Annotated in this window: 20 protein-coding genes; 11 read left to right on the plus strand and 9 right to left on the minus strand. The window is 35.8% G+C overall.

What is annotated here, in order from left to right; genetic code table 11:
• Window positions 1–244: 244 nt before the first annotated feature.
• Window positions 245–2,581, minus strand: coding sequence for a penicillin-binding protein 1B (gene mrcB, locus B0X80_RS13405; RefSeq protein WP_077341053.1), 2,337 nt, complete (start codon window positions 2,579–2,581; stop codon window positions 245–247).
• Between the two features lie 117 nt (window positions 2,582–2,698).
• Between mrcB and miaA the strand changes: the two genes are divergently transcribed.
• Together miaA and B0X80_RS13415 are read left to right on the plus strand one after the other, a co-directional pair.
• Window positions 2,699–3,604 carry a tRNA (adenosine(37)-N6)-dimethylallyltransferase MiaA gene (miaA, locus tag B0X80_RS13410; protein ID WP_077341055.1) on the plus strand — a complete coding sequence of 302 codons (906 nt, stop codon included), beginning with the start codon at window positions 2,699–2,701 and terminating at the stop codon, window positions 3,602–3,604.
• A 9-nt stretch (window positions 3,605–3,613) separates the two neighbouring features.
• A complete protein-coding gene (locus B0X80_RS13415) occupies window positions 3,614–4,468 on the plus strand; it encodes a hypothetical protein (protein ID WP_077341057.1) in 855 nt (284 codons plus the stop codon).
• Window positions 4,469–4,590: 122 nt separating this feature from the next.
• Here the strand turns inward: B0X80_RS13415 and hrpB are convergent, their stop codons facing one another.
• Window positions 4,591–7,245, minus strand: coding sequence for an ATP-dependent helicase HrpB (hrpB, locus tag B0X80_RS13420; protein ID WP_077341059.1), 2,655 nt, complete (start codon window positions 7,243–7,245; stop codon window positions 4,591–4,593).
• 163 nt (window positions 7,246–7,408) lie between these two features.
• Here hrpB and sfsA point away from each other — a divergent pair, with 163 nt between their 5' ends.
• The 7 genes from sfsA (at window position 7,409) to panC (ending at window position 13,552) form a co-directional block, all read left to right on the plus strand.
• A complete protein-coding gene (gene sfsA / locus B0X80_RS13425) occupies window positions 7,409–8,092 on the plus strand; it encodes a DNA/RNA nuclease SfsA (RefSeq protein WP_077341061.1) in 684 nt (227 codons plus the stop codon).
• Window positions 8,093–8,408: 316 nt separating this feature from the next.
• The gene (gene dksA / locus B0X80_RS13430; RefSeq protein WP_077341063.1) at window positions 8,409–8,855 is read left to right on the plus strand and encodes an RNA polymerase-binding protein DksA; all 447 of its coding nucleotides are present in this window, start codon (window positions 8,409–8,411) and stop codon (window positions 8,853–8,855) included.
• Between the two features lie 55 nt (window positions 8,856–8,910).
• Window positions 8,911–9,810 (plus strand): tRNA glutamyl-Q(34) synthetase GluQRS, encoded by a 900-nt coding sequence (gene gluQRS, locus B0X80_RS13435; protein ID WP_077341065.1) that lies wholly within the window; start codon window positions 8,911–8,913, stop codon window positions 9,808–9,810.
• Between the two features lie 124 nt (window positions 9,811–9,934).
• Window positions 9,935–11,362: a polynucleotide adenylyltransferase PcnB gene (gene pcnB, locus B0X80_RS13440; protein ID WP_077341067.1), complete on the plus strand. Its 1,428-nt coding sequence runs from the start codon at window positions 9,935–9,937 to the stop codon at window positions 11,360–11,362.
• The gene (gene folK / locus B0X80_RS13445) at window positions 11,363–11,854 is read left to right on the plus strand and encodes a 2-amino-4-hydroxy-6-hydroxymethyldihydropteridine diphosphokinase (RefSeq protein ID WP_077341069.1); all 492 of its coding nucleotides are present in this window, start codon (window positions 11,363–11,365) and stop codon (window positions 11,852–11,854) included.
• A 42-nt stretch (window positions 11,855–11,896) separates the two neighbouring features.
• Entirely contained in the window at window positions 11,897–12,691 is a 795-nt protein-coding gene (gene panB, locus B0X80_RS13450) for a 3-methyl-2-oxobutanoate hydroxymethyltransferase (protein WP_077341071.1), read from the plus strand.
• 12 nt (window positions 12,692–12,703) lie between these two features.
• Window positions 12,704–13,552 carry a pantoate--beta-alanine ligase gene (gene panC, locus B0X80_RS13455; protein ID WP_077341074.1) on the plus strand — a complete coding sequence of 283 codons (849 nt, stop codon included), beginning with the start codon at window positions 12,704–12,706 and terminating at the stop codon, window positions 13,550–13,552.
• Between the two features lie 172 nt (window positions 13,553–13,724).
• On the opposite strand, the gene B0X80_RS13460 is transcribed toward panC, so the two are convergent.
• The 7 genes from B0X80_RS13460 to B0X80_RS13485 all read right to left on the minus strand — a co-directional run bounded on the left by B0X80_RS13460 (window position 13,725) and on the right by B0X80_RS13485 (window position 21,448).
• Window positions 13,725–15,812 carry a glycoside hydrolase family 127 protein gene (locus B0X80_RS13460; protein WP_089024883.1) on the minus strand — a complete coding sequence of 696 codons (2,088 nt, stop codon included), beginning with the start codon at window positions 15,810–15,812 and terminating at the stop codon, window positions 13,725–13,727.
• Between the two features lie 369 nt (window positions 15,813–16,181).
• On the minus strand, window positions 16,182–16,331 hold the full coding sequence (locus tag B0X80_RS20450) for a hypothetical protein (RefSeq protein WP_175623943.1): 150 nt from the start codon (window positions 16,329–16,331) through the stop codon (window positions 16,182–16,184).
• Between the two features lie 238 nt (window positions 16,332–16,569).
• Window positions 16,570–18,201, minus strand: a complete 1,632-nt coding sequence (panP, locus tag B0X80_RS13465; RefSeq protein WP_077341076.1) for a pyridoxal-dependent aspartate 1-decarboxylase PanP — start codon at window positions 18,199–18,201, stop codon at window positions 16,570–16,572.
• 422 nt (window positions 18,202–18,623) lie between these two features.
• Window positions 18,624–19,319 carry a tRNA (guanine(46)-N(7))-methyltransferase TrmB gene (gene trmB, locus B0X80_RS13470; RefSeq protein WP_077341078.1) on the minus strand — a complete coding sequence of 232 codons (696 nt, stop codon included), beginning with the start codon at window positions 19,317–19,319 and terminating at the stop codon, window positions 18,624–18,626.
• Window positions 19,319–20,092, minus strand: coding sequence for an ABC transporter permease (locus B0X80_RS13475; protein ID WP_076417196.1), 774 nt, complete (start codon window positions 20,090–20,092; stop codon window positions 19,319–19,321). The genes trmB and B0X80_RS13475 overlap by 1 nt, the downstream gene beginning before the upstream one ends.
• 1 nt (window position 20,093) lies before the next feature.
• On the minus strand, window positions 20,094–21,038 hold the full coding sequence (locus tag B0X80_RS13480; RefSeq protein WP_077341080.1) for an ABC transporter ATP-binding protein: 945 nt from the start codon (window positions 21,036–21,038) through the stop codon (window positions 20,094–20,096).
• A gap of 77 nt (window positions 21,039–21,115) precedes the next feature.
• Window positions 21,116–21,448: a DUF2956 domain-containing protein gene (locus tag B0X80_RS13485; RefSeq protein WP_077341082.1), complete on the minus strand. Its 333-nt coding sequence runs from the start codon at window positions 21,446–21,448 to the stop codon at window positions 21,116–21,118.
• A 131-nt stretch (window positions 21,449–21,579) separates the two neighbouring features.
• On the opposite strand from B0X80_RS13485, the gene B0X80_RS13490 reads away from it, so the two are divergent.
• Both B0X80_RS13490 and B0X80_RS13495 read left to right on the plus strand, forming a co-directional pair.
• The gene (locus B0X80_RS13490; RefSeq protein WP_077341084.1) at window positions 21,580–22,209 is read left to right on the plus strand and encodes a dUTP diphosphatase; all 630 of its coding nucleotides are present in this window, start codon (window positions 21,580–21,582) and stop codon (window positions 22,207–22,209) included.
• A 199-nt stretch (window positions 22,210–22,408) separates the two neighbouring features.
• Window positions 22,409–23,062, plus strand: coding sequence for a response regulator (locus B0X80_RS13495; RefSeq protein WP_077341086.1), 654 nt, complete (start codon window positions 22,409–22,411; stop codon window positions 23,060–23,062).
• Window positions 23,063–23,071: the final 9 nt, after the last annotated feature.

Raw genomic sequence — 23,071 nt, forward strand, 5'->3', positions numbered from 1 at the left:
CATAAATAAATACGCGAAAAAGTATTTAAACTTCTGTGTACAATAACAATTATTAGCACACAACCTATAAAGGTTCAAAATATATAAAGGTATGATCTTCACTAATTAAGAACCATTCTAAGCTGTTTAAAACAACGAATAATATTTGCTATTGTAAGATAATATTCTATATCAATAACTTATTATTAACAAATTGTATACAATTAAACAACAGCTTTAACATGTAAATATTTATAAATTTTTTCTAATTTCCAAATAATTTATCCAACCATGAGAGCTTTTTAACAGGAGAACTCGAACAAGTTTCCAGTTTTTGAAGAGAATTGCTGTTTGCCGGTAATAATATTGTTTCGCTACAATCATCAGATACAGCATTACCCGTTTCTTTTTCAAAGGTAACCAACTCAATTCTTTCAGGTGAGTTAAGTTCTTTATCAATAACACCTTGTTTATTCATGTAATCTGCGAATAAAACTAATGCACCACTACTGCCTGTTAGCTTAGTAGGCTTGTTATCGTCCAAACCAACCCAAGAAGTTACAAGGTGCTGATTATCAAAACCAACAAACCAACTATCTCGTTGATCATTTGTAGTACCCGTTTTGCCTAAAATTTCTTTCCCTTTCAGCCGCCAAGTTAATGATTTTGCGGTACCTCGTTTAGTTACTTCAGATAAAGCATAGTCAAGTAAATAAGAAGCTTGAGACGAAAACAGTTGCGTATCTATCGCTTTAAATTCAAATAAGGTTACATCTTGTGAGGAAGTAATCCGTGTAATCGTGTGCCCTTGTTTACTAAAACCATTAGACGCTATAGGTAGATAAAATTGATTCACTTCTACCGGCGACATATTAATTGAGCCTAATAACATAGAAGGCCGTACGGTAATATCTTTATCAAATCCCAATACATGTAAAGTATCAGCAATATTGGTTAAGCCAATCGCCATACCTAAATTAACAGTAGGAATATTTAATGACTCAACCAGAGCATCAATTAAATTAACTTTCTCGCGATACTTACCATCGTAGTTTTTAGGACTCCATTGAGTCCCTTCATCAGAAGTGAGTGTTATTGGTTTATCTTCTAATACCGTTGCTAAAGAATACTGTTCATAGCGCTCTAATGCCGCTAAATAAATAGCAGGTTTTACTAAAGAACCAATAGGCCTATTCGAGTTTATCGCTCGATTAAAACCGGCATAACCACTTTTTTTCCCTCCCACAATAGCTTTTATTTCACCCGACTTTATATCACTTACCACCATAGCTGCTTGCAGCTCTCCAGTAGTATCAAGTTTAGGCAGCCGCTCTTCTATCGTTTGTTCTAACATCTGTTGGCTATAATGGGAGAATCCGGTAAAAACAGAAATACCTGATTTTTGATCGTATTCTGTCATCAATTCAGCAAGCTCTTGCTTAACCAACTGCACATAGCTTGGAAATTTCTGACGGGAAAATCTGCGAGCTTTTCTTACTGTTAGTGGCGACTCTATTGCTTGAACAAACTCAGCTTTTGTTAAAAATTCTTTTTCAAACATCAACTTTAAAACTAAATCGCGTCGAGCTTTTGTTTTATTAGGCTTACGCCATGGGTCATAATAGCTAGGCCCTTTAACAATTCCTACTAGCATGGCCATTTGTTCTGCTGTTAATTGTTCAATACGTTGTCCAAAATAAAACTCAGCGGCTAAACCAAAACCATGAATAGCATTAGCATAATTTTGACCTAAGTAGACTTCATTAATATAAGCTTCTAACAAGAGATCTTTGCTATAGCGATACTCTAAAATTAACGACATAATCGCTTCATTAGCTTTTCGCCATAAGGTTTTATCTCGGGTTAAAAACATATTTTTAACTAACTGCTGCGTAAGTGTACTGCCCCCTTGAACCGTTCTACCCGCTAAAATATTGCTATAAAGTGCTCTTAATATACCTAACGGAGAAATACCTTTATGAAAATAAAAATTACGATCTTCAACTAATAGTAAGGTATCGAGTAATAACACCGGCACATCGCCTATAGGCGTAAGTACACGATCTTCTTTACTTGAGGGTAAAATACGGTCCATTAATACAGGTTCCATTCGAACTGAACTGACCGACTGATTATCAATGTAAATTTTACTCACGCGGCCATTACTTACATCAATTTGAACCTTATTTGCCACCTGCATATCATTGTCAAAACTAAAAGCTCGGCGATAAACTACAATACGTGAACCTGACAGGGCATATTCACCCGCCTTAGTTACTTTACTTACTCGTTTATAACCAGAAAACTGCAGTGACGAAGATAAAATGGCTAAATTAATAGCTTGTGAACGCTTAAAAGCTTCAGCTTTGCCATACACTTGAATAGGCACTTCCCAGCGTTGGCCTTCAAACTTGTTTCTTACTTTTCCATCAAGATAAATGCTATAAATCACCAGAAAAAATACAAGAATAAAAAGCACTTTAGCAAACGTTATTGCGCCCCAAACTAATACTCGCCTAGTTTTTGAAGGATTACGGTTTTCTTCAGGGGTTGATGATGACTTCTGTGTTTTATCTTTAGTGCTAGCTTTTTTTACTGTCATAAATAATTTAAGTTAAATGATTGCGATAATGATGATTAATGCCCTTATTATATACTAGCCCTTACTATTCCTATACACGTATAATAATCACGTTTACTATACTTACTTGGAAATTATATGTCTGCTTTCAACCTACTCGTTATTCTCGGCGCTACAGCTTCAGGTAAAACCAAGCTTGCCGTAGATCTTGCTCGATTTTTAAATGGCGAAGTAATGTCAGCTGATTCCAGACAAGTTTATAAGGGCCTTGATATAGGCAGCGGTAAAGATCTTCAAGAATATCAGGAGATCCCTTATCACTTAATCGATATTGTAGAGCCCGGTTACGAATATAATATTTTCGACTTTCAACGCGACTTTATCAGTGCATTTGAAGACATCACCAGTAGAAATAAACTCCCTATTTTAGCGGGTGGTTCAGCACTGTATGTCGATTCAATTATAAAAGGCTATAGATTAGTTGAAGTACCTGAAAACCCTGAATTACGTGCAGAATTAGCTGAACAAGATCACAAAAAACTTGTTGAACGACTTAAAGAATTAAAACCCAACTTACACAACACAACAGATCTTATCGATACACAACGCCTAATTAGAGCTATCGAAATTGCAGAAGGTGAAAAAAACACGCCTGAAAATGTTGCTTACTTCCCTAAATTAACTCCTTTTATAACCGCGATTAACTGGGAAAGAGAAATACTTAAACAACGTATAACTCAGCGTTTAAAAGAACGATTAGAACATGGTTTAATTGAAGAAGTAGAACAACTTCATCAGCAAGGCGTATCGTGGGAAACATTAAATTTTTATGGCCTTGAATACCGCTTTGTCGCGCAATATTTACAAGGGCAACTTAGCAAAAACGATATGTTTCAAAAGCTCAACAGTGCTATTCATTTGTTCTCTAAAAAACAAGCCACTTGGTTAAGACGCTTAGAAAAAAATGGTACGAAAATTCATTGGCTAGATGGTAATAAACCAACACTAGAACAAGCAATGAAACATATTTCAATAATGCATTAGGAGTTAATAATGAGCGCCAAATCAATTTCAAATACGGCTACCGTTTTTAGCTTACTGCTAACGACTTTTTTTACATCTTATACATTCGCTTACACAGAAAACTCATGGATACTTATAGATAATTTTGAATCGCCAGCCAGCATCAATCAATGGGTAAATGCGGATGTTCAAAACGAAACACAGCCTTTTATTGAAAATCCACAAGTTACTATTATTGAGCGTGAGTCTGATAAAAATAATAAATATTTATTAAGAAAACCAGCGGCTGAAGGTGTAGTAGGCAACCGAAAAGCCATCAGTTTCCTCCCCTTACCTGAGCAAGTAAATGTGGGAGACACTTTCACCTTTTATACTCGAGTAAATGTGGAATACTTTCCTAACAATCATTCATTTGGTTTAAGTAATTTATCTGCAGAAAAAATTAAAACCGCAAACTACAATGCCTTTGAACCTATGATACGTATTACAGATAAAGCAGAATCTAATGGTGTAAAAAACGATGGTTCATTAATGGTATTAAGTGGCGCACATAAGAAATATAAATCTATAACAAACCCAATAACAGGTAAAAAAGCAGCCCCTTTACAGGAAAATCAGTGGTATGAAATATGGTACGTTATCAATAACTCGCCCAGAAAAGACGGCGGCCAAAGTTACGATTTATATGTTCGGGGCGGAGAGTTTAACACACAACAAAAAGTATTTACGCAAGCCGACTTTAGAATGAAAAGGGAACAAGCTCTTACGCATTTTATGGCCATTTGCAATACAGGCCCTAAAAAGAAACCTTATGGTAATGGCGGAATAAGATACGACGACATTTATATGGCTAAAGGCCTACAACTTAGCTCACCTATTGACTAAGCTCTACGACTAACTAAAGCTTCCTTCTAACTAAGCTATTCACTTAAGCTGGCATTTAGTTTATTAGTTAAGGCTTAAAAACAGCATGCCTAGATACCGAGGTGAAAATAAAGAAATTATTGTTAGCTCAAGTCTTCATCTTTCATCATATGTCGTTTTGTTTTTCGAGTCGCTTTCGCATTAGCAGGATCGTCAGGCCAAAAGTGGCGTGGATATTGCGATTTCATATCCTTTTGAACCGCTTTGTAACTGCCCTGCCAAAAGGCGGCTAAGTCTTGTGTTACTTGGATTGGACGTTTAGCGGGTGAAAGTATTTCTAATATAAGCGGAATACCCGACTTATCCCCTTCTTTATCATTTCCAATACATGGTGTTTCCGTTAAACCATACAGCTCTTGCATTGGCATCGACACAATGGGCATTTTGTCTTCGGTATAACGAATAGCACATTGCCTTTTAGTAGGACCGATAAAGTATTCTGGCGCGGCTTTCTCTAAGGTTTTCTGCTGTTGATAAGTTAACAATGACAAAAACATCTCTGAGAAGTTACATTTATCTAGCTGTTTTTTACTTTTAATATCACCAACAAAAGGTAAAAACCAGGTATCTATGGTTGCCAGTAAATTTTCCTCATCACAACTTGGTAAGTCTATTGTTTTATTATATAAAGTTAACCAACGCCATCTTAATAAAAGAGCTTGATCTTTCTCTTTTAAAGCCAAAAAACGTAAACCTTGCTTGGTTAATTCTTTTGCCCATAACTGTGCGACCAAGTCGTTAGTTAATTGCTCAGGAGCGCCTCGTTCATCAATCACTAAGGCGTTTATTTTAGTTAACTTTTGCGCGGTAATACGATCGACCTTAGCGTTATAGGCAGTGTCGATTTCAGTGCTGGTTTGCACAATATCCCAATCGATAAGCTGTTCAATATCAACAGGTGCGGCAAGCTGCACCATCAAGCCTTTTTGACCGGCCTTAGCTTGCCCTGCTCTTAAATTAACTTCACTTACTTGCGCCGCAACGATAGTGGCATCGCCCAATAATGCATCTTCGTGATTTATCGTTATACCTTTGCCTGCCGTTGTTAGGTATTCGCCTGTTTGCTGGCTGCCTTTATTCGTTGTTTTAGTTGATAAACTTTCGTCATAACGATATTTAGCAACACGTTCGGGGTACGCTAAGGCAAGTAATACGCCAGTGTAATGAACAGGTAATTGGCTGCGTGCTTTTACGCTGCTGCTAAATTTTTTAGCGAGTTGATCCGCTTGTTTAAACAGTTGATGCGCAACATGACCGCGAACTTTCTCATGTAATAAAGCATCAATTCTATGGGTTAAATTACAATCAAAGCGACTTTGTTCGCGGGTAAATACATCTCGCTCTTCTAATAATACAGCAGTTAAACACGCTAAAGATAATAGGCCTTTAACGTTATGCTTTTGTTCTAACGACTTTGCCATAATGATCATATGAGCAAAACGAGGATGACATGCCACGCTAGCCACTTGTTTACCATGAGAAGTTAATTGGTTTTGCTGCGTTACAATATTGAGTGATTGCAACTCTTGCCAAGCTTGCTGCTCTTTTACCTCATTAGGTAATTCAATCAAAGGTAAGTCACATAATTGAGTTACTCCCCAGCGCGCAGCTTCAATAACAAATGGCAGTAAGTCGGCTTGCTGAATTTCACTTTTACTGTTTTCATCGCGTCGACTAAAGTCTTCTTGGCCATACAAACGTAAGCACTTACCTGCACTTAAGCGCCCAGCACGCCCAGCTCTTTGTATAGCTGAAGCTTTTGAAATAACTTGCTGCTGTAATTTATTAGTTAAGGTTTTAGGATCATAAATGGCTGTTTTTTCGAAACCACAATCAATCACTAAGGTTACACCTTCAATGGTTAAACTGGTTTCAGCAATATTAGTCGCCAATACCAATTTGCGTTCGCCATTCGCTGATGGAGCAATCGCTTTTTGTTGTTCAGCGATAGAAAGCTCTCCATATAATGGACACAATTGAATAGCAGAATTGATGAGCTTATCGGCTAAGTTTTGACACAAGTATTTAATATCAGCAACACCCGGTAAAAACACCAGAATAGATCCATCATGTTCAACAGCTTGTTGTGTAATAACTTTTAAGGCATGTTCGCGCCATTGATTGGCTACTGAATAATGTTGTTGTAAACGTTTTGAAGTTACATTGGGTACATACTCAACTTCTACCGGAAAACTTCGTCCTTCACTCGCGAGTGTAATCGCATCAGGTAGCTTTTGTGTTAATGATTTAATCGCCAACGTTGCCGACATAATGACCAGTTGTAAATCTTCTCTTAAGGCTTGCTGAACATCTCTTGCCAAAGCATAAGCGAGATCACCATGCAATGAACGTTCGTGAAACTCATCTAAAATAACTAAACCACAACCATTGAGCTCAGCATCGTTTTGAATGATTTGCGTTAAAATGCCTTCGGTTATCACTTCTAATCGCGTACTACTAGAAATCTTAGATTCATTTTTTAATCGGTAACCAATAGTTTGCCCAACAGGTTCTCCTATTTGCTGGCTTAAATAACAGGCGATGTTTTTAGCGGCGACACGACGAGGTTGTAATAAATAGATTTTTTTATTTTTATATTGCGCTAACGACAGCAACCACAAAGGTAAGCGTGTTGATTTACCCGCGCCAGGAGGAGCCGTTAAAATCAAAGTATTATGTTGTTTTAAAGCAGAAAGAAATTCATCTTTAATCGCATCTATCGGAAAGTGTTGAATCATAAAAGTACAGCTAAAATAACGTTAAGGGCGTTATATCATATCCTGGTGATGTTAGCAGTATAGTGAAAGATATTAATCATTAGAGGAAATCCAATCATAAAACTTTCATTACCCTATCCCTTAAGGCAGAATCGTTAACTTCTTTTAGTAAGCATTAAAAACTATGACCCAAAAAATATCATTACGTAAAGCCACATTAATTAAACGTTATAAGCGTTTTCTTGCTGATGTAATTTTAGAAAATGGCGAAGAAACCACTATACATGTAGCTAACACAGGTGCGATGAGCGGTTGTGGTAGCCCCGGAGATACCATTTGGTATAGCACATCTGAAAATAAAAAAAGAAAATACCCTTTTAGCTGGGAATTAACAGAAAAAGCTAATGGTGACCTTATTTGTGTTAATACTCATCAAGCTAATATTTTTGTACAAACAGCCATAGAAAAAAATGAGGTCCCAGCTTTAGTTGGCTTTTCAGAGCTTAAAAGAGAAGTAAAATACGGTATAGAAAACAGTAAAATAGATATTTTATTAACTTACGCAGACAAGCCGGATCATTACGTTGAAATAAAAAGCGCAACCCTATTAGAAGATGGCCAAGGTTACTTTCCCGATACAACAACCGTGCGCGGACAAAAGCACTTAACAGAATTAATAACCGTTGCAGCAAACGGTGAAGGAGCCATACTTATTTTTGCGGTAATGCATTCAGGCATCAAATCTGTATTACCTGCCAAACACCTTGACGCAAAATATGCTGAATTATTTGAACAAGCCAAACACAGAGGTGTAAGCATTCTCGAATATCATGTTCCATTACTCGATTTTTATGATTTTACAAAATAATCATCAATTTTCGTTTAAATCACCTTTATATGGTATAAAAGGTGAAAAAGATTGACTATGCACGGTAAAGACTGCTAAAAGGTCATGGTAAAAATTGGCTACAATCAAATATTTTTCAACTTTACAGCCTAATTATTTGATTATAAAAGCTAAATTTATTTTTTACATGAAAAAACTTGTTTTTAAGTAAATGAAACACCATATAGTTGGGATATTTAATGTCTACATGTAGGCAATAACTATAATTTAAGTTGTTGTGAACAAATACAAAGGTTATTCACTTCAATATAGGTTAAGTCGTATTAGGAGAAAAAGCATGCCAAACACCGCAAATAAAGCATTAGGACTTCTGGCATTAGCTGGCGTAAAGCCTTACCAAGAAGAACCTAACGAAGAATACATGGGAGCGCCTCAACTTGAGCATTTTAAATTAATTTTAGATGCTTGGCGTTCTCAGTTACGTCAGGAAGTAGACCGCACGGTTACTCATATGCAAGATGAAGCTGCAAATTTCCCTGATCCTGTAGATCGCGCGGCTCAAGAAGAAGAATTCAGTTTAGAACTACGTACTCGTGACCGTGAACGTAAGCTTATTAAAAAAATTGAAAAAACATTACAATTAATTGAAGAAGACGATTTTGGCTTCTGTAAATCATGTGGTATTGAAATTGGTATTCGTCGTTTAGAGGCGCGTCCTACTGCTGATTTATGTATTGAATGTAAAACACTTCAAGAAATCAAAGAACGTCAAATGGCAGGCTAATCTCTGCTTAATTACTTTAGTTACATTATTATCACTTTAGTAGTTTGGTTTACTTATGGTAAATCTTGACGATAAACGACCACACGCATTATATCGTGGTCGTTTTGCTCCTTCCCCCTCTGGTTTACTCCATTTTGGTTCTTTAGTTACTGCGCTTGCCAGTTATTTAGACGCAAAACATAATAATGGTACTTGGCTTGTCCGTATTGAAGATATAGATCCACCAAGAGAATTAGCTGGTGCGAGTAGTAAAATTTTAAAAACATTAGAATCTTATGGATTACATTGGGATGAGAGTGTTTTATATCAAAGCCAACAAACAGACATTTACCAACAAACACTTAAGCAATTAGCACATAAACAGTTAACCTATAACTGCCAATGTACTCGCGCACAAATTAAAAAGCTTGGCGGAATATACCCATCAACTTGTCGCTCCTTAAATTTACCACCACTAAATAACGCAATTCGCCTTATAAACAAGGTAGGCATTTTTAAATTTAACGATACAATTCAAGGCTTAATTACTGGCGATAAAAAAGTTGCTGAAGAAGATTTCATACTTGTTAGAAAAGATGGATTATTTGCCTATCAACTAGCCGTAGTTGTTGACGATATTTTTCAAAACATTACCCATGTTGTACGTGGATGTGATTTATTAGAGCCCACTTTGCGCCAATTAAGTTTTTTCGAAATATTAAAGACTAATTCACCTATTTATAGCCATATCCCATTAGCAGTAACACCCGCAGGTTATAAATTAAGTAAACAAAATAAAGCTCCCGCGATTAACAATCAAAAACCTCAGCCTGCACTTATTTCTGCATTACGGTATTTAGGGCAAAATCCACCTGAAGATCTTAGGTTTGAATCAGTAGAAAACATCATAAAATGGGCAATAACTCATTGGTGTATGAGTAAAATCACCCAAAAGCAACAAATAGTTATACAATAAGCTGCTGAATGTTGGAAAATACACTGTTTTCATTCTATTTTTAAACACTGTGTTATATCATTAGCACTATAATGAAAAACCTAAATTAAATTATTTTCTTTATCCACTTTCTAAGGCCTGCACTATCAAAAGCGTTATCAATTTATGCAAACGAGTACTTAAAAAAAGTACGACTAAAAAATCTAAAGCACCGCAAATAACAAAGCCGGTTGTATTAACAAGAGATCAGCACCCCGTATCACGCAAGCTGATGAGTACCAATGCCCTAAAGGTTTTGTATAGATTAAACAGCGGTGGTTACGATGCATACTTAGTCGGAGGCGGTGTTCGCGATATATTATTAGGTGTTATTCCAAAAGATTTTGATATTGTTACTAATGCAACACCTGAAGAAATCAAAGGTTTATTTAGAAACTGTCGTTTGATTGGTCGTCGTTTTAGATTAGCCCATATTGTTTTTGGGCGTGAAATAATAGAAGTAGCCACTTTTAGAGGGCATCACGATTCTACTAAAGACGACAAAGCTTCAAAAGTGTCTAAGCAAAGTGATGAAGGCATGTTGCTGCGCGATAATATTTACGGCTCTATTGATGAAGATGCAGAGCGTAGAGATTTCACTATAAACGCGCTTTATTATTCAGCTAAAGACTTTACCGTTCACGACTTTGCCAATGGTATTGCGGATATAAACGCGAAACAAATTAGATTAATTGGCGATCCAGAAACACGCTACCGAGAAGATCCGGTGCGCATGTTAAGAGCAATACGTTTTGCGACAAAACTTAATATGGAAATAAGCCCTGAAACTAAAGCACCTATAAAAGCATTAGGCTCGTTGTTAGACAATATTCCTCCAGCGAGAATGTTTGAAGAGTTTTTAAAACTTTTCATGTCAGGTAAAGCCGAAGCAAACTTTGAACTATTAAGAGAATACAATTTATTTCAATACTTTTTCCCATTAGTTGATCAAATACTAAAACAAGACGCTGAACCTTATTTATATCCTTTTATTAAAAAAGCATTAAAGAACACAGATACACGCGTTAACAACGATCAACGTGTAACACCAGCCTTCTTATTTGCCGCTATGCTTTGGTATCCATTACAAAAGCAAATGAAACAATTAAATGAAACCGCACAACTTACTCCACAAGATGCTTTTTTTGCAGCCATGAGTGAGATTATGGCAGAGCAACAACGTAGCATTGCTATACCTAAGCGCTTCCAAGCAGTAATGAAAGATATTTTAATATTGCAAGATAAGTTATCTCGAAGAGAGGGTAAAAAGGCTTATAAAACCTTTGAACACCCAAAATTTAGAGCGGGATACGACTTCTTACTTTTACGCGCTGAAATTGAATCGGCTAATGTAGATAAATCTAACGGTCCATCTGCACTTGAAGAATTAGCAAAATGGTGGACAGATTTTCAAATGACTCCTCATGAAACAAGAGAGTTAATGATTAAAAGTGTTATACACAACCGTTCAACAGCGAGACGTTCACCTAGAAAGAAACGTAAGCCAAGAATTAAAACGACAGAAAACTCATAAATGGTTAAAGCTTACATCGGCTTAGGAAGTAATTTAGAAAACCCTAAGCTGCAAATTATAAATGCAATAAAAGCAATAAAAGAGATAGAAAACACCGTGATGTCGAGTATTTCCTCTCTTTATTATAGTCGTCCTATGGGACCTCAAGATCAACCTGATTATATGAATGCCGTAGCGGAGTTAACCACTAGTTTATCTCCACTTACTTTGCTGGATGAACTCCAAAAAATAGAAAATCAAGCAGGTCGTGTTCGAAAGGATAATCGATGGGGACCACGTATTTTAGACCTCGACATACTTTTATTTGATAATCACGTAATAGATTCTGAACGCTTAACCGTTCCTCATTACGGACTAAAAGATAGAGAATTTGTACTATTACCTCTTCACGAAATAGCGCCCAGACTATGTCTTCCTGACGGTGAAAGCATTGAAAAACTGAGTCAGAACATTCCTGCAAACGGGCTAAAAATTCATAGTCAATTAAGCTAATATTGTCTTAATTGTTCACTACTTATTTTACTGGAAAATCTTATGGCTAAGATCACAACTTCAACCTTGATCAAAATGAAACAGCAAGGCGAAAAAATATCCACAATCACCGCTTACGATGCAAGTTTTGCTAAATTATTTGACCAAGCAGGTATTCACGCCATTTTAATCGGTGACTCACTAGGCATGGTTTTACAAGGTGAAGACGATACATTACCTGTAAGTATTGACGATATGGCCTACCACACTAAATGTGTACGTAATGGCGTTGAAAATACACTCGTTATTGCTGATATGCCATTTATGAGTTACGCCACAACAGAGCAAACTTATATAAACGCAACTAAGCTTATGCAAGCAGGTGCTAGCATGGTTAAAATAGAAGGTGGAAACTGGTTAGTAGATACCATTAAAGGTTTAGTTGAGCGTGGTATTCCCGTTTGTGCTCATTTAGGCTTAACCCCTCAATCAGTAAACGTCTTTGGTGGCTTTAGGGTGCAAGGACGTGACGAAACAAAAGCATTAGAAATGATTGAACACGCTAAACAATTAGAAGCAGCGGGCGCACAATTATTAGTACTAGAATGCATACCTGACAGTTTAGGTAAAGCGATTACAGAAGCTGTTACAATTCCTACTATAGGTATTGGCGCCGGTAAGAGTACTGATGGTCAAATACTGGTAATGCACGATGCTTTAGGAATTTCATGTAGTTATATGCCTAAGTTTTCAAGAAATTTTTTAATCGATACTGGCGACATAAAAAAAGCGATAGAGCTTTATATTAAAGAAGTATCTTTAGGTAACTTCCCTGGTCAAGAACACATTTTCGAATAGTTTGGGGCTATAATGAAAACAGTTGATAACATAAATGATTTACGCCAAATAATTACAGATTGGCGCCAACAAGGTTTAAAAATTGGCTTTGTGCCAACTATGGGTAATTTGCATGCGGGTCATATTTCGTTAGTGACTGAAGCCCATAAACATGCAGACAAAATTGTTGCTAGTATTTTCATCAACCCAATGCAGTTTGGTGAAAATGAAGACGTAGACAACTACCCTAGAACCATGGAGGCTGACCAACAAAAGCTTGCAGCCGAGGGCACTGACTTATTATTTATGCCAACGCCTGAAATTATTTACCCTAAAGGGCTAGATAAACAAACCTACGTTGAAGTACCTAATGTATCAGAAGGTTATTGTGGTGAAAGCCGTCCAGGCCATTTTAGAGGTGTGTCAACAGTCGTTTGTAAGCTATTCAACTTAGTACAACCAGACGTTGCTTGCTTTGGTTTAAAAGATTATCAACAGGTACAGGTTATTGAAACCATGGTTGATGATTTATCAATGCCGATTAAAATTATTCCTGTTGATACAATTAGAGAAGCCTCTGGTTTAGCGTTAAGCTCTCGCAATGGTTATTTAACTGAAGAAGAACTTAAAATAGCTCCTGCATTAAGCCAAAATATTCAATGGCTTGCTAACGAATTAAAAACCAACACTGATTTTATTGGTTTAGCTAAAACAGCCGCATCATATATCAATAATGCAGGTTTAAAAACTGATTATATTCACGTTTGTCATGCAAAAACATTACAACCCGCCAGTGAAGATGATACTGATCTTGTTATATTGGCTGCCGCTTTTTGTGGTAAAGCACGTTTAATAGATAACTTGCGGTTTTCTTTAAAATAAACGTTAAATATTCATAACACTATCTTAAAAAAACGGAAGTTAGTTACCTAACTTCCATTTTTTATTTCATACGTTTTACTTTTAAAGTAAACGGTTAGTCTGTCTTATATCAATCACAATAACCAATTGATCATTTATATTCCTAAATGGTCAATTCATTATGCGTTTGGTATTAAAAAGGCCACCAACTACTTTCTTTATCTTTGGCTTCTTTATCTAACTCTCCCCAAACAACCGGTAAAAATACAGTCATTTCGGCAACGCCACGATTACTCCAAGCATAATATGGAACAAGCTGTGTGTCGTAAGCAGTAAACTCAGGTTTACTTACTTTGTTATACATATTTTCTTTCTTATTGTTACTGCGTAAAAGAAGCTTTCCTTTTAATGTAGTGACACTATCGTGAGACCCCGAAAAATCTTTAGTGTGTGTAGGGGTAAACGTAGAGTCGCCCGCTAAATACACATCAAAAATATTATTCTCTTTTGGTAAGTCTGGTGTTTCTACAACATAAACAATAGGACCACGCTTAACCGCTACTTGATTTCTGACTTCTTCAATACGTGAGTTTCCTTCTACAAAATCTATATTCAGTGGCATATCTAAAGTGATCATATCACCGGCTTTCCACTCACGTGTTAATTTAGCAAAAGTACCCGCGACTACGTTAACGCCTGTCGCTTTACCATTAACTTTTAACGTACTATTTTCAGCCCAACCAGGTATACGTAAAAGTACATCAAATGCTTCCGCCTTTGCTTCATTAATAGTGATATCAACACGCCCTTCCCAAGGATATTGCGTATTTTGTGTAAGTTTCAACACAGAACCATCAGATAGATTGGTTTCTAATGTATTGCCACCATAAATGTTCACGGCAATCCCATTTTCAGGTAAGCTGTAAGACCAGCCCGAGAGTTTAGCCAAGGTACGAATTAAGTTTGGTGGACAACAAAAGCAATTGAGATAAGAATCACGTTTTAACGTCGCTGTTGTTCCCTTTTTACCAAAGCGGCTTGTATCGCTACCGAAACTTCTACGCAAAGGGTTAGTATAAAAATAATGCTTACCGTCAGCACTAATACCTGATAATGCACTGTTATAGAGTACGGTTTCCATAATATCAGCATGTTTAGCGTCACCTGTTAATCCCAACATACGCCAGTTGAACATAGCATTAGTAATGTTTGCACAGGTTTCATTGTATGCTGTTGCATTAGGCATTAAATAATCTTGTAAAAAAGCCTCATGAACAGAGTCGTGACCAGAAGCACCATGATGAGCTTGGCCAATTGCACCTGTTATATACATTTTACGTTCGTTCGCACTTGACCACACACGATTTAAAGCATCTAAAAGCGCTTTTTCGCCTGTTTCTGCGTATACGTCTGCTGCACCCGCATAAAAGTACATAGCTAATACGGCATGCCCAACAGCGTCATTTTCTTTACGAAATGGTTTCTTCTCTTGAACCATATCACCGATCATATTAATTCTAACTGTATCGTCTAAATTTGCTTCTACTTGGCCTCGCATATTAATAAACAATTCAGCCAGCTCTAAATAACGTCGATCTTTTACTTCACGATATAATTCAACCAACCCTGTAATTTGAGTTTGATTAAAACCAAAACGAGCAAGATGCTTTGGTCGTGGGCTAAATAGCTTATAGATCATATCGGCATTTTTAGTCGCGATATCTAAGAAGTTAGTTTGGCCGGTAACACGATGATGAATAACAGCAGCATTAATTAAATGACCACTATTATACATTTCATGGTATTGGCGATTAGTATAAGGCTTAATATTTTTAATAATACTATGTGTTTGTAAATAGCCATCAGGTCGTTGTGCCTTAGCAATAACGGCAATAATTTCGTCTAATTGCTCAAGTAATTTTTCATCTTTATTAATGGCATATAAGTACATGGTCGATTCCATCCACTTGTAAAAATCACCATCATGAAACGGAAAACCTTTCGCTTTACCTTCTTTTAAACCTGCGGCTATTTTGAAGTTATTATATCCATGGCCAATATCACCCTTTAACAATTCCCCCATATACGGGATCATTGTTGACTCTAGCATGTCAAATTTTTCTGACCAAAAGCCCGTAGTCCATTTAGCATCATCAATATTAATATTTTTGAACTTAACGTATGGACTATCTGCGTTGTGATTAATACCACGCTCTACAGCATGAGCTGATTGTACGAGCATGAAAGAACAAATAATGAAAGGAAGCTTTTTAAATACCATTAGATACACTTTATTTTTAACGATTTAGTTGTATAAGAATAGTAAACCCCGACAAGATAGATATCAAATACATAAACATATGACGTATGAGGTTGGTTGAGGAAAGTAAGATTTAGGCCAACGAAAGAATACGAACACAAACACTTAACAAATTGAATATTAACTATTTTATTTGAATGGAAGCACTTCAACCAGCATAAGTGTAACATTTTATTTCAAAACGCAAAAACAGGGTAAGCGCTATACCCTGGTAATATAAATACCACCTATTTAATAAGTAAACAGGTGGTAATACTTAATTGATTAATTGACTACTTAGCGAAAGCAAGAAGACATAATTCAAAATTGATATATGAAGTAAATTTGAAATTATTCGTAAGAGCGATTAGTCCACTCTAGTTCATACTCTAATTCTTCAATTTTTTTATTTGCTTCAACTAACTGCTGTTGTATTAACGCATAGTTTATTTGTTCATTTGCTACTGATTGCATTGCGACGCTGTTATTAAATTGTTCCATAAATCACCACCTAATATAATTGTAACTAGAGCTGTATCATTACAGAATCAATTACAAAAATCAACAAATAAAACACAAATCGAAACAACATCGAAATAAAAACGAAACCACTCCGTAACTAGAATTAAGATAAAAAGTTCAGACATAGTCTAAAAACAAAAAGACAAAACCTGTAAGGCATTGTCTTTTATAGTTTTTAAAATAGGTACAAATAATGAAGTATTAATAGACGTGAAAATTAATCGCAAATAGCATGTAACTCAGGAAGAAAAGTTACACTTTCATTTGCTAGAATACACTGTTCCTCAAGGATGCTGTGCAATATTTTATTTGATGTAAGTGGATTTGCTAATACCACTCTAAAAACTAAAATTTTCTTACCTTGATAGCGAGACACTTCTATACGTGTTCTTGAAACAAATGACTTACCATTTTCACGCTGACGCTTCTGAACAAATTTAGTTAACTTATCTAACAAGCTATTTATTTCATCTTGTTGTTCAAGAGTCGCTGTAGCAAGATATTGTTGAATAACTTTAGGCGCATAACGGTACGTTAATAAACACAGTTCAGGTCGTGTTATTAATTCAAAGTCATCATGATCATTAATCATATCTGCAAAATAATTGGCTTTTTCAATACTATGATTAATCAATAATTCATAACCTGGACGGCTAATAATATGTAAACTAGCATACACAAGCATAGCCATACCAGGGCGTGAACCTTCTAACGTATGACTACCTAAATCCTTAGAGCCCTTACGAATAATGTATTCTGCATGATGCTCAATAGAAGCAACAGATTTTGGATTTTTAAAAACAACCAATCCAGCCCCCATCGGAATATACATTTGCTTATGAGCATCAATAGTCACTGAGTCTGCGCGTTCTATGCCGTTGAGGATCGTACGGTATTTGTTTGATAATAACGTTGCTCCCCCCCATGCAGCATCAACATGAAAATTACACGAAAACTCTTGTGCAATATCCGCCATATTATTAAGTGGGTCCACATTACCTGTTTCTGTAGTACCTGCCACACCAACAATACTGAGTACTTTAATGTTTTTATTGGCGAGTTCTTGGCATTTTTCACGTAATTTTACACAGTCTATTTTATTATATTCATCGGTAGGTATTCTAATTACACTTTCTTCACCAATACCTAAAATATCTGCTGATTTTTTGAGAGAGTAATGACCACGGTCAGACACCAAAATAGCTAAGCCTTTATAACCATAATGGGTAAGAGCATTAAATAAACCTTCTTTTGCGACACCTTTGAAATGGCCATCGGGCTTTAATAAGTTATTTCGAGCAACCCAAAGCGCGGTAATATTAGCCACAGTACCACCCGAACAAAACGCGCCTAATGAGTGATTTGGACTATGCATCCATTGCTCATAAAAAGGTTCATCGTCTCGATATACTAAACGATGCATCATCCCTAACACTTGCCGCTCAAGTGGTGTAAATGCTTTAGATGTTTCAACTTTTACAAGGTTTTGATTTAATCCCACCATTAACTTAGATAACGGCAAAATAAAATAAGGTAAAGCTGAGGTCATATGCCCAATAAAACTAGGGCTTGAGGTGTGAACAGACTGAGAAACCAGCTTATCTAATAAATGACGCATATGATCAGAAACAAAGCTAGGTTCTTCAGGAATGCTAGAACCCGCAAAATCTTTCTCAATATCTGTTAACGCTTGATTGGTTGCCACAATATGGTTACCAAGAAAACCCGCAAGATTTTGAGACATTTCTTTTTCAATAGCGCCTAATGTTGAGTCTGGCGCTTCAGGAATAGTAAAAATGCGGTGTAGAGATTTGTGAGTTGCTTTAGCTTTGCGCTTATTCGCTGTCATACTTATCACTTATTCTAATATAACCTGAACTCAGGTTAATATAAGTTTGATTTGTTGTTATTGCGGCACTTTAATAAAAATTAACTAAAAAGTCTCTACTTTTTATAAGCGAGCTTTATGTTAAAGCGCTAGAAATGAACATTAAACTTAACTCTAAAATCAAAAGACAGAAAAGAGAATAGAGGAAAACTTGTTTTTTTATCTTGCTAATCATATCAAATCCTATTTTTTATTATGAATAAGTAAATAGGATTCAAATATCACACCAAAAATAACCATATGATTTTATTCAATAAAATAAAATCATAATTTAAAATAATATAAAAATTTGTTAAATTCGCCAATAATTGTAACTTTTAACAAAGCGTTAAGTATAGGACAAAAATCAAAATGTAATCAAAAATGAAAACATTCCTTTATGATTACTTTATTTTAATGGTTAGTTGAAAACATTCTTGGCCGCTTGCTCGATATTTAGCTTCAAACGGGGTTAAGGGTTCTTTATCATCAACTGTAGAAAACTCACCGGTCAACTTTAAGAGTGATACCGCAAAGCTGAACTCTTCTAAATATAAGCGCCAATTACTGCGCAAAATCATGGTATGCCCTATTTTAAGCATATCAGGAAATACCGCGCTACCATGCCAACGACGCTGTACATGCTTAGACTTAGGCCAAGGGTTAGGGTACAAAACATAATGTTGAGTAACAGACCATTTAGCCGCTAATACCAAACGATAAAAATCGTTCAAGTCAGCTCGAATTAAATAAAAGTTCTCAACCTTTTGAAAACTATCTTCATTAACCAACTCATCAACATTACGATTGATGCGATTAGCCGACTTATCTACCCCTATAACTAAAGCTTTAGGGTTTCGTTTCGCAAGTAATCGCGTACTTTGTCCAACCCCACAGCACGAGTCTAAAATGATCTCGCCATCAAATGCCTGAACCACTTTATCTATTTCATCGAAAGCGTCTTGTGTATGTTGTTGATAAGGTTTTTTAAATGGATGTTTTATATGTTTTAAAACAATCTCTTCAAGCTTTTCATGTATACCGTCTTGATTAGTAACAATCGCTTTAGAGTCCCCCATTTTATTTATTTTTTCTGTCATTAAGTACGTAATCCTACACCTTTAGTGATCAACACCATTGCTAGCGTGTATAAAGTCACAATAAACACACCTAAAACAGAAAATGCAATAGTTAAACTTACGTCTGTTATCCCTAGAAACCCATATCTAAAGGCATTTACCATGTAAACAATGGGATTAGCTTGTGAAACACCTTGCCAAAATTCAGGCAGCAAACTAATTGAATAAAACACACCACCAAGGTATGTTAGCGGCGTTAAAATAAAGGTTGGAATAATAGAAATATCATCAAAGCTTGAAGCAAATATCGCATTAATTAAACCGCCTAAAGAGAAAGTCGCAGAGGTTAAACAAACCGTTAAAATAATAACCCAAATATTATGAATTTGAATATCCACAAAAAACAAGGATACCAAGGTAACAATTAACCCCACTAAAATACCGCGTGCCATTCCGCCGCCAACATAACCTGCAACAATTACCCAATTAGGCACAGGAGCAACTAGCATTTCTTCAATGTTATGTTGCCATTTAGCGCTATAAAAAGACGATGCTACATTGGAGTATGAGTTAGTAATAACACTCATCATGATCAAGCCAGGTACAATAAACGACATATAATCAAAGCCGCCCATTTCTCCTATTCTAGAGCCAATCAATTCCCCAAAAATAACAAAGTACAAACTAATGGTAATTGCTGGTGGTACAAGTGTTTGTATCCATATGCGCATAAAACGGTGTATTTCTTTATGCAAAATACTTTTTAATGCAATAACGTTAACTGAAGAACTCATATTATTTCTCCTCCACTGCATCTTGAGACTGGTTGATCATATTGACAAAAAGCTCTTCTAAACGATTACTCTTATTACGCATACTTTTCACATTAATGCCTAAGTCAGTTAATTGAGTAAATATTTGATTCATCGTTTGCGATTTATCTATATCTACTTCTAATGTACTTTCCCCTACTAGCCGGCTAGTAAAACCGGTTAGCGTGATAGATGAATGGTCAGCTACATCGTTACTATCTAAATCTAAAATAAACGTTTCAACATTCAACGAGGCTAATAGCGATTTCATATCGGTATTTTTTACGATAATGCCTTTATCAATAATCGCGATATTACGACACAACATTTCAGCTTCTTCTAAATAATGAGTTGTTAAAATAATTGTGATGCCTTGTTGATTTAGTTCTTTAAGGAACTCCCACATTGAACGACGCAGTTCAATATCTACGCCAGCAGTAGGCTCATCTAAAATAAGAATTTTAGGTTCATGCATTAAGGCACGCGCAATCATCAAGCGTCTTTTCATACCACCAGAAAGCATACGTGATGCGTTATCTCGTTTATCCCATAAATCGAGCTGTTTTAAATATTTCTCAGCACGTTGATACGCAGTTTTACGATCAACACCGTAGTAACCCGCTTGGTTCACTAATATTGTCATTAACGATTCAAACTGATTAAAGTTAAATTCTTGTGGTACTAAACCAATAAAGGTTTTTGCCGCTTCAAGCTCTGTATCAATGTTTTTACCAAAAACACTAACCGAGCCTGACGTTTTATTAACTAACGAAGTAATAATACCAATAGATGTTGATTTACCAGCACCATTAGGGCCAAGCAATGCAAAGAAATCACCTTCATCAACCGTTAAATCAATGCCTTTAAGTGCTTCAAATCCGCCTTTATATATTTTTTTTAAGTTAGATATTTCTAACGCTTTACGCATAATTTAATCCTGATTAAGTCCTGATTACCCATAATGATGATGCTATAGATGAGGGGGTTAATTACATTTTTCAATGATCAATTTAGAATATAAAAGGCAAATAATACCCAACTTGTAATAAGTAAAAGCCAAGGTATTAGTACCTTACTGGTTACTTTGTTTAACTCTGTTGATTCATTTACGCTTTTTTCATTATTCTCTTCGGTTGTATTTTTAGCTTTAAGCTGTTGTTTTCGCTGTTTGTCACGTTCTCTAGCTTTTATTTTTTGTTGTTTTTTATATTCGCTAATGCCTTTTTCGATACCTTGTGCAATAAGCTTTGTTTGCTCTTTAGTTTGCCCAGGCTTTTGAATAGATTTAGCCACTTTAAGTGCATCTTGTTGTGTTTCTTTGGAAGCTGTTTGATTCATAAATAGTTATCGTAAAATTGAAGAAAAATTATCGCGAATAATTAAACTATTATACTGATTTATCCAGTAAATACTTGTAGGATATCGCCTATACAACAGAATATTAATTAAAATCATTAAAGAGACAATGCATGAGCAACTTATCTACTGCAACTACACAAATTACACAAATGTTAACCATGCAAGATGCAATGAATTCTCGCGTTAGCGAAACGTGGAGAGATAATAACTACGAATGGTATCGCGCAATTTGGGTTGAATGTGCTGAAATGCTTGATCACCACGGTTGGAAATGGTGGAAACATCAAGAGATTGACGTACCTCAAGTACAATTAGAATTAGTCGATATTTTTCACTTTGGTTTAAGCCTACGCTTAATGACAGGCGCTTCAGTAGAAAGTATTACAGCTGAATTAGCTCAAGAGTTAACAGAAAAAACATCTGAAACAGATTTTAAAATAGCATTAGAAAATTTAGCCTCTGCGGCGGTTTCAAACAAAGCGTTTGATGCTGTTGCGCTTGCTGATTGTATGCGATTAATGAATATGGATTTAAACGAATTATTTCGCCAATACGTAGGTAAAAACACCTTAAACTTTTTCCGCCAAGATCATGGCTACAAAGAAGGTACATACATTAAAATTTGGAATGGCGAAGAAGACAACGAAGTATTAGCAAATGTTGTTACTACACTTGATCCAAGCGCCACTGACTTTCAACAACAATTATATGCAGCATTAGAAGCCAAATACCCTAAATAAACTGCATACAAATAAAAGAAAAAGCCAATCGTTAACTAGATTCACGATTGGCTTTTTCGTTTCTACAAACTGCTAATTCACTATTAAGTGAAATAAATGTAAAGTCTCACCACAATTTATTTTTTTTAGTCTAAAGTCTAATAAATATTTTTCAGAAAACCGTTTATACTGAAGACGATATCTCTTAAGGAATACTTTTATGATTCAGCCAGAAAAAATTATAATAGCTGATGATCATCCTTTATTTAGACAAGCTTTATTGGGCACATTAAAGTCAAAATTTATTACTACAGGTTGGTTAGAAGCACAAACGATCCCTGAACTAGAACAATTACTCACTAACAATAGTGACTGTGATTTACTTTTACTTGATTTAAACATACCTGGAGCACACGGCTTTAATACTCTTATACATGTTAGAAACCACTACCCTCAAATACCCGTTGTTATTGTTTCAGCACACGAAGATCAAGATACTATAAGTAAATCAATGGAATATGGTGCAGCAGGCTTTATTCCTAAATCAACACCTGTTGATCTTATTGTAACCGCTATTCAGCAAGTATTATTAGGGAATGTTTGGGTGCCAGAAGCTTTTGAAGCTTCAGAAAATAATAACGAAAGCACTGATATTTCTGAGCGTGTCGCGAGCTTAACCCAACAACAATATAAAATTTTATTAATGTTTGCCCAAGGTATGTTAAATAAGCAAATAGCGTATGATTTACATGTATCTGAAGCAACAATTAAAGCACATGCTACCGCTATTTTTCGTAAGTTAAATGTACGCAATCGTACACAGGCAGTTATTGCTATTGGGCAATTAGATATTCCTGAGCTTAATTTAGATTAAGATCAGTTG

This window comes from Pseudocolwellia agarivorans, assembly GCF_002000085.1.
GTDB lineage: Bacteria > Pseudomonadota > Gammaproteobacteria > Enterobacterales > Alteromonadaceae > Pseudocolwellia > Pseudocolwellia agarivorans.

What these genes read in the sequence shown, in the direction of transcription:
- B0X80_RS13460 (WP_089024883.1), bottom strand. Translation starts at nt 15,812, where the DNA reads ATGGTATTTAAAAAGCTTCCTTTCATTATTTGTTCTTTCATGCTCGTA.
- gluQRS (WP_077341065.1), top strand. Translation starts at nt 8,911, where the DNA reads ATGGTAAATCTTGACGATAAACGACCACACGCATTATATCGTGGTCGT.
- panC (WP_077341074.1), top strand. Translation starts at nt 12,704, where the DNA reads ATGAAAACAGTTGATAACATAAATGATTTACGCCAAATAATTACAGAT.
- B0X80_RS13490 (WP_077341084.1), top strand. Translation starts at nt 21,580, where the DNA reads ATGAGCAACTTATCTACTGCAACTACACAAATTACACAAATGTTAACC.
- trmB (WP_077341078.1), bottom strand. Translation starts at nt 19,319, where the DNA reads ATGACAGAAAAAATAAATAAAATGGGGGACTCTAAAGCGATTGTTACT.
- B0X80_RS13415 (WP_077341057.1), top strand. Translation starts at nt 3,614, where the DNA reads ATGAGCGCCAAATCAATTTCAAATACGGCTACCGTTTTTAGCTTACTG.
- B0X80_RS13495 (WP_077341086.1), top strand. Translation starts at nt 22,409, where the DNA reads ATGATTCAGCCAGAAAAAATTATAATAGCTGATGATCATCCTTTATTT.
- panP (WP_077341076.1), bottom strand. Translation starts at nt 18,201, where the DNA reads ATGACAGCGAATAAGCGCAAAGCTAAAGCAACTCACAAATCTCTACAC.
- dksA (WP_077341063.1), top strand. Translation starts at nt 8,409, where the DNA reads ATGCCAAACACCGCAAATAAAGCATTAGGACTTCTGGCATTAGCTGGC.
- folK (WP_077341069.1), top strand. Translation starts at nt 11,363, where the DNA reads ATGGTTAAAGCTTACATCGGCTTAGGAAGTAATTTAGAAAACCCTAAG.
- B0X80_RS13485 (WP_077341082.1), bottom strand. Translation starts at nt 21,448, where the DNA reads ATGAATCAAACAGCTTCCAAAGAAACACAACAAGATGCACTTAAAGTG.
- sfsA (WP_077341061.1), top strand. Translation starts at nt 7,409, where the DNA reads ATGACCCAAAAAATATCATTACGTAAAGCCACATTAATTAAACGTTAT.
- miaA (WP_077341055.1), top strand. Translation starts at nt 2,699, where the DNA reads ATGTCTGCTTTCAACCTACTCGTTATTCTCGGCGCTACAGCTTCAGGT.
- panB (WP_077341071.1), top strand. Translation starts at nt 11,897, where the DNA reads ATGGCTAAGATCACAACTTCAACCTTGATCAAAATGAAACAGCAAGGC.
- B0X80_RS13475 (WP_076417196.1), bottom strand. Translation starts at nt 20,092, where the DNA reads ATGAGTTCTTCAGTTAACGTTATTGCATTAAAAAGTATTTTGCATAAA.
- mrcB (WP_077341053.1), bottom strand. Translation starts at nt 2,581, where the DNA reads ATGACAGTAAAAAAAGCTAGCACTAAAGATAAAACACAGAAGTCATCA.
- hrpB (WP_077341059.1), bottom strand. Translation starts at nt 7,245, where the DNA reads ATGATTCAACACTTTCCGATAGATGCGATTAAAGATGAATTTCTTTCT.
- B0X80_RS13480 (WP_077341080.1), bottom strand. Translation starts at nt 21,038, where the DNA reads ATGCGTAAAGCGTTAGAAATATCTAACTTAAAAAAAATATATAAAGGC.
- B0X80_RS20450 (WP_175623943.1), bottom strand. Translation starts at nt 16,331, where the DNA reads ATGGAACAATTTAATAACAGCGTCGCAATGCAATCAGTAGCAAATGAA.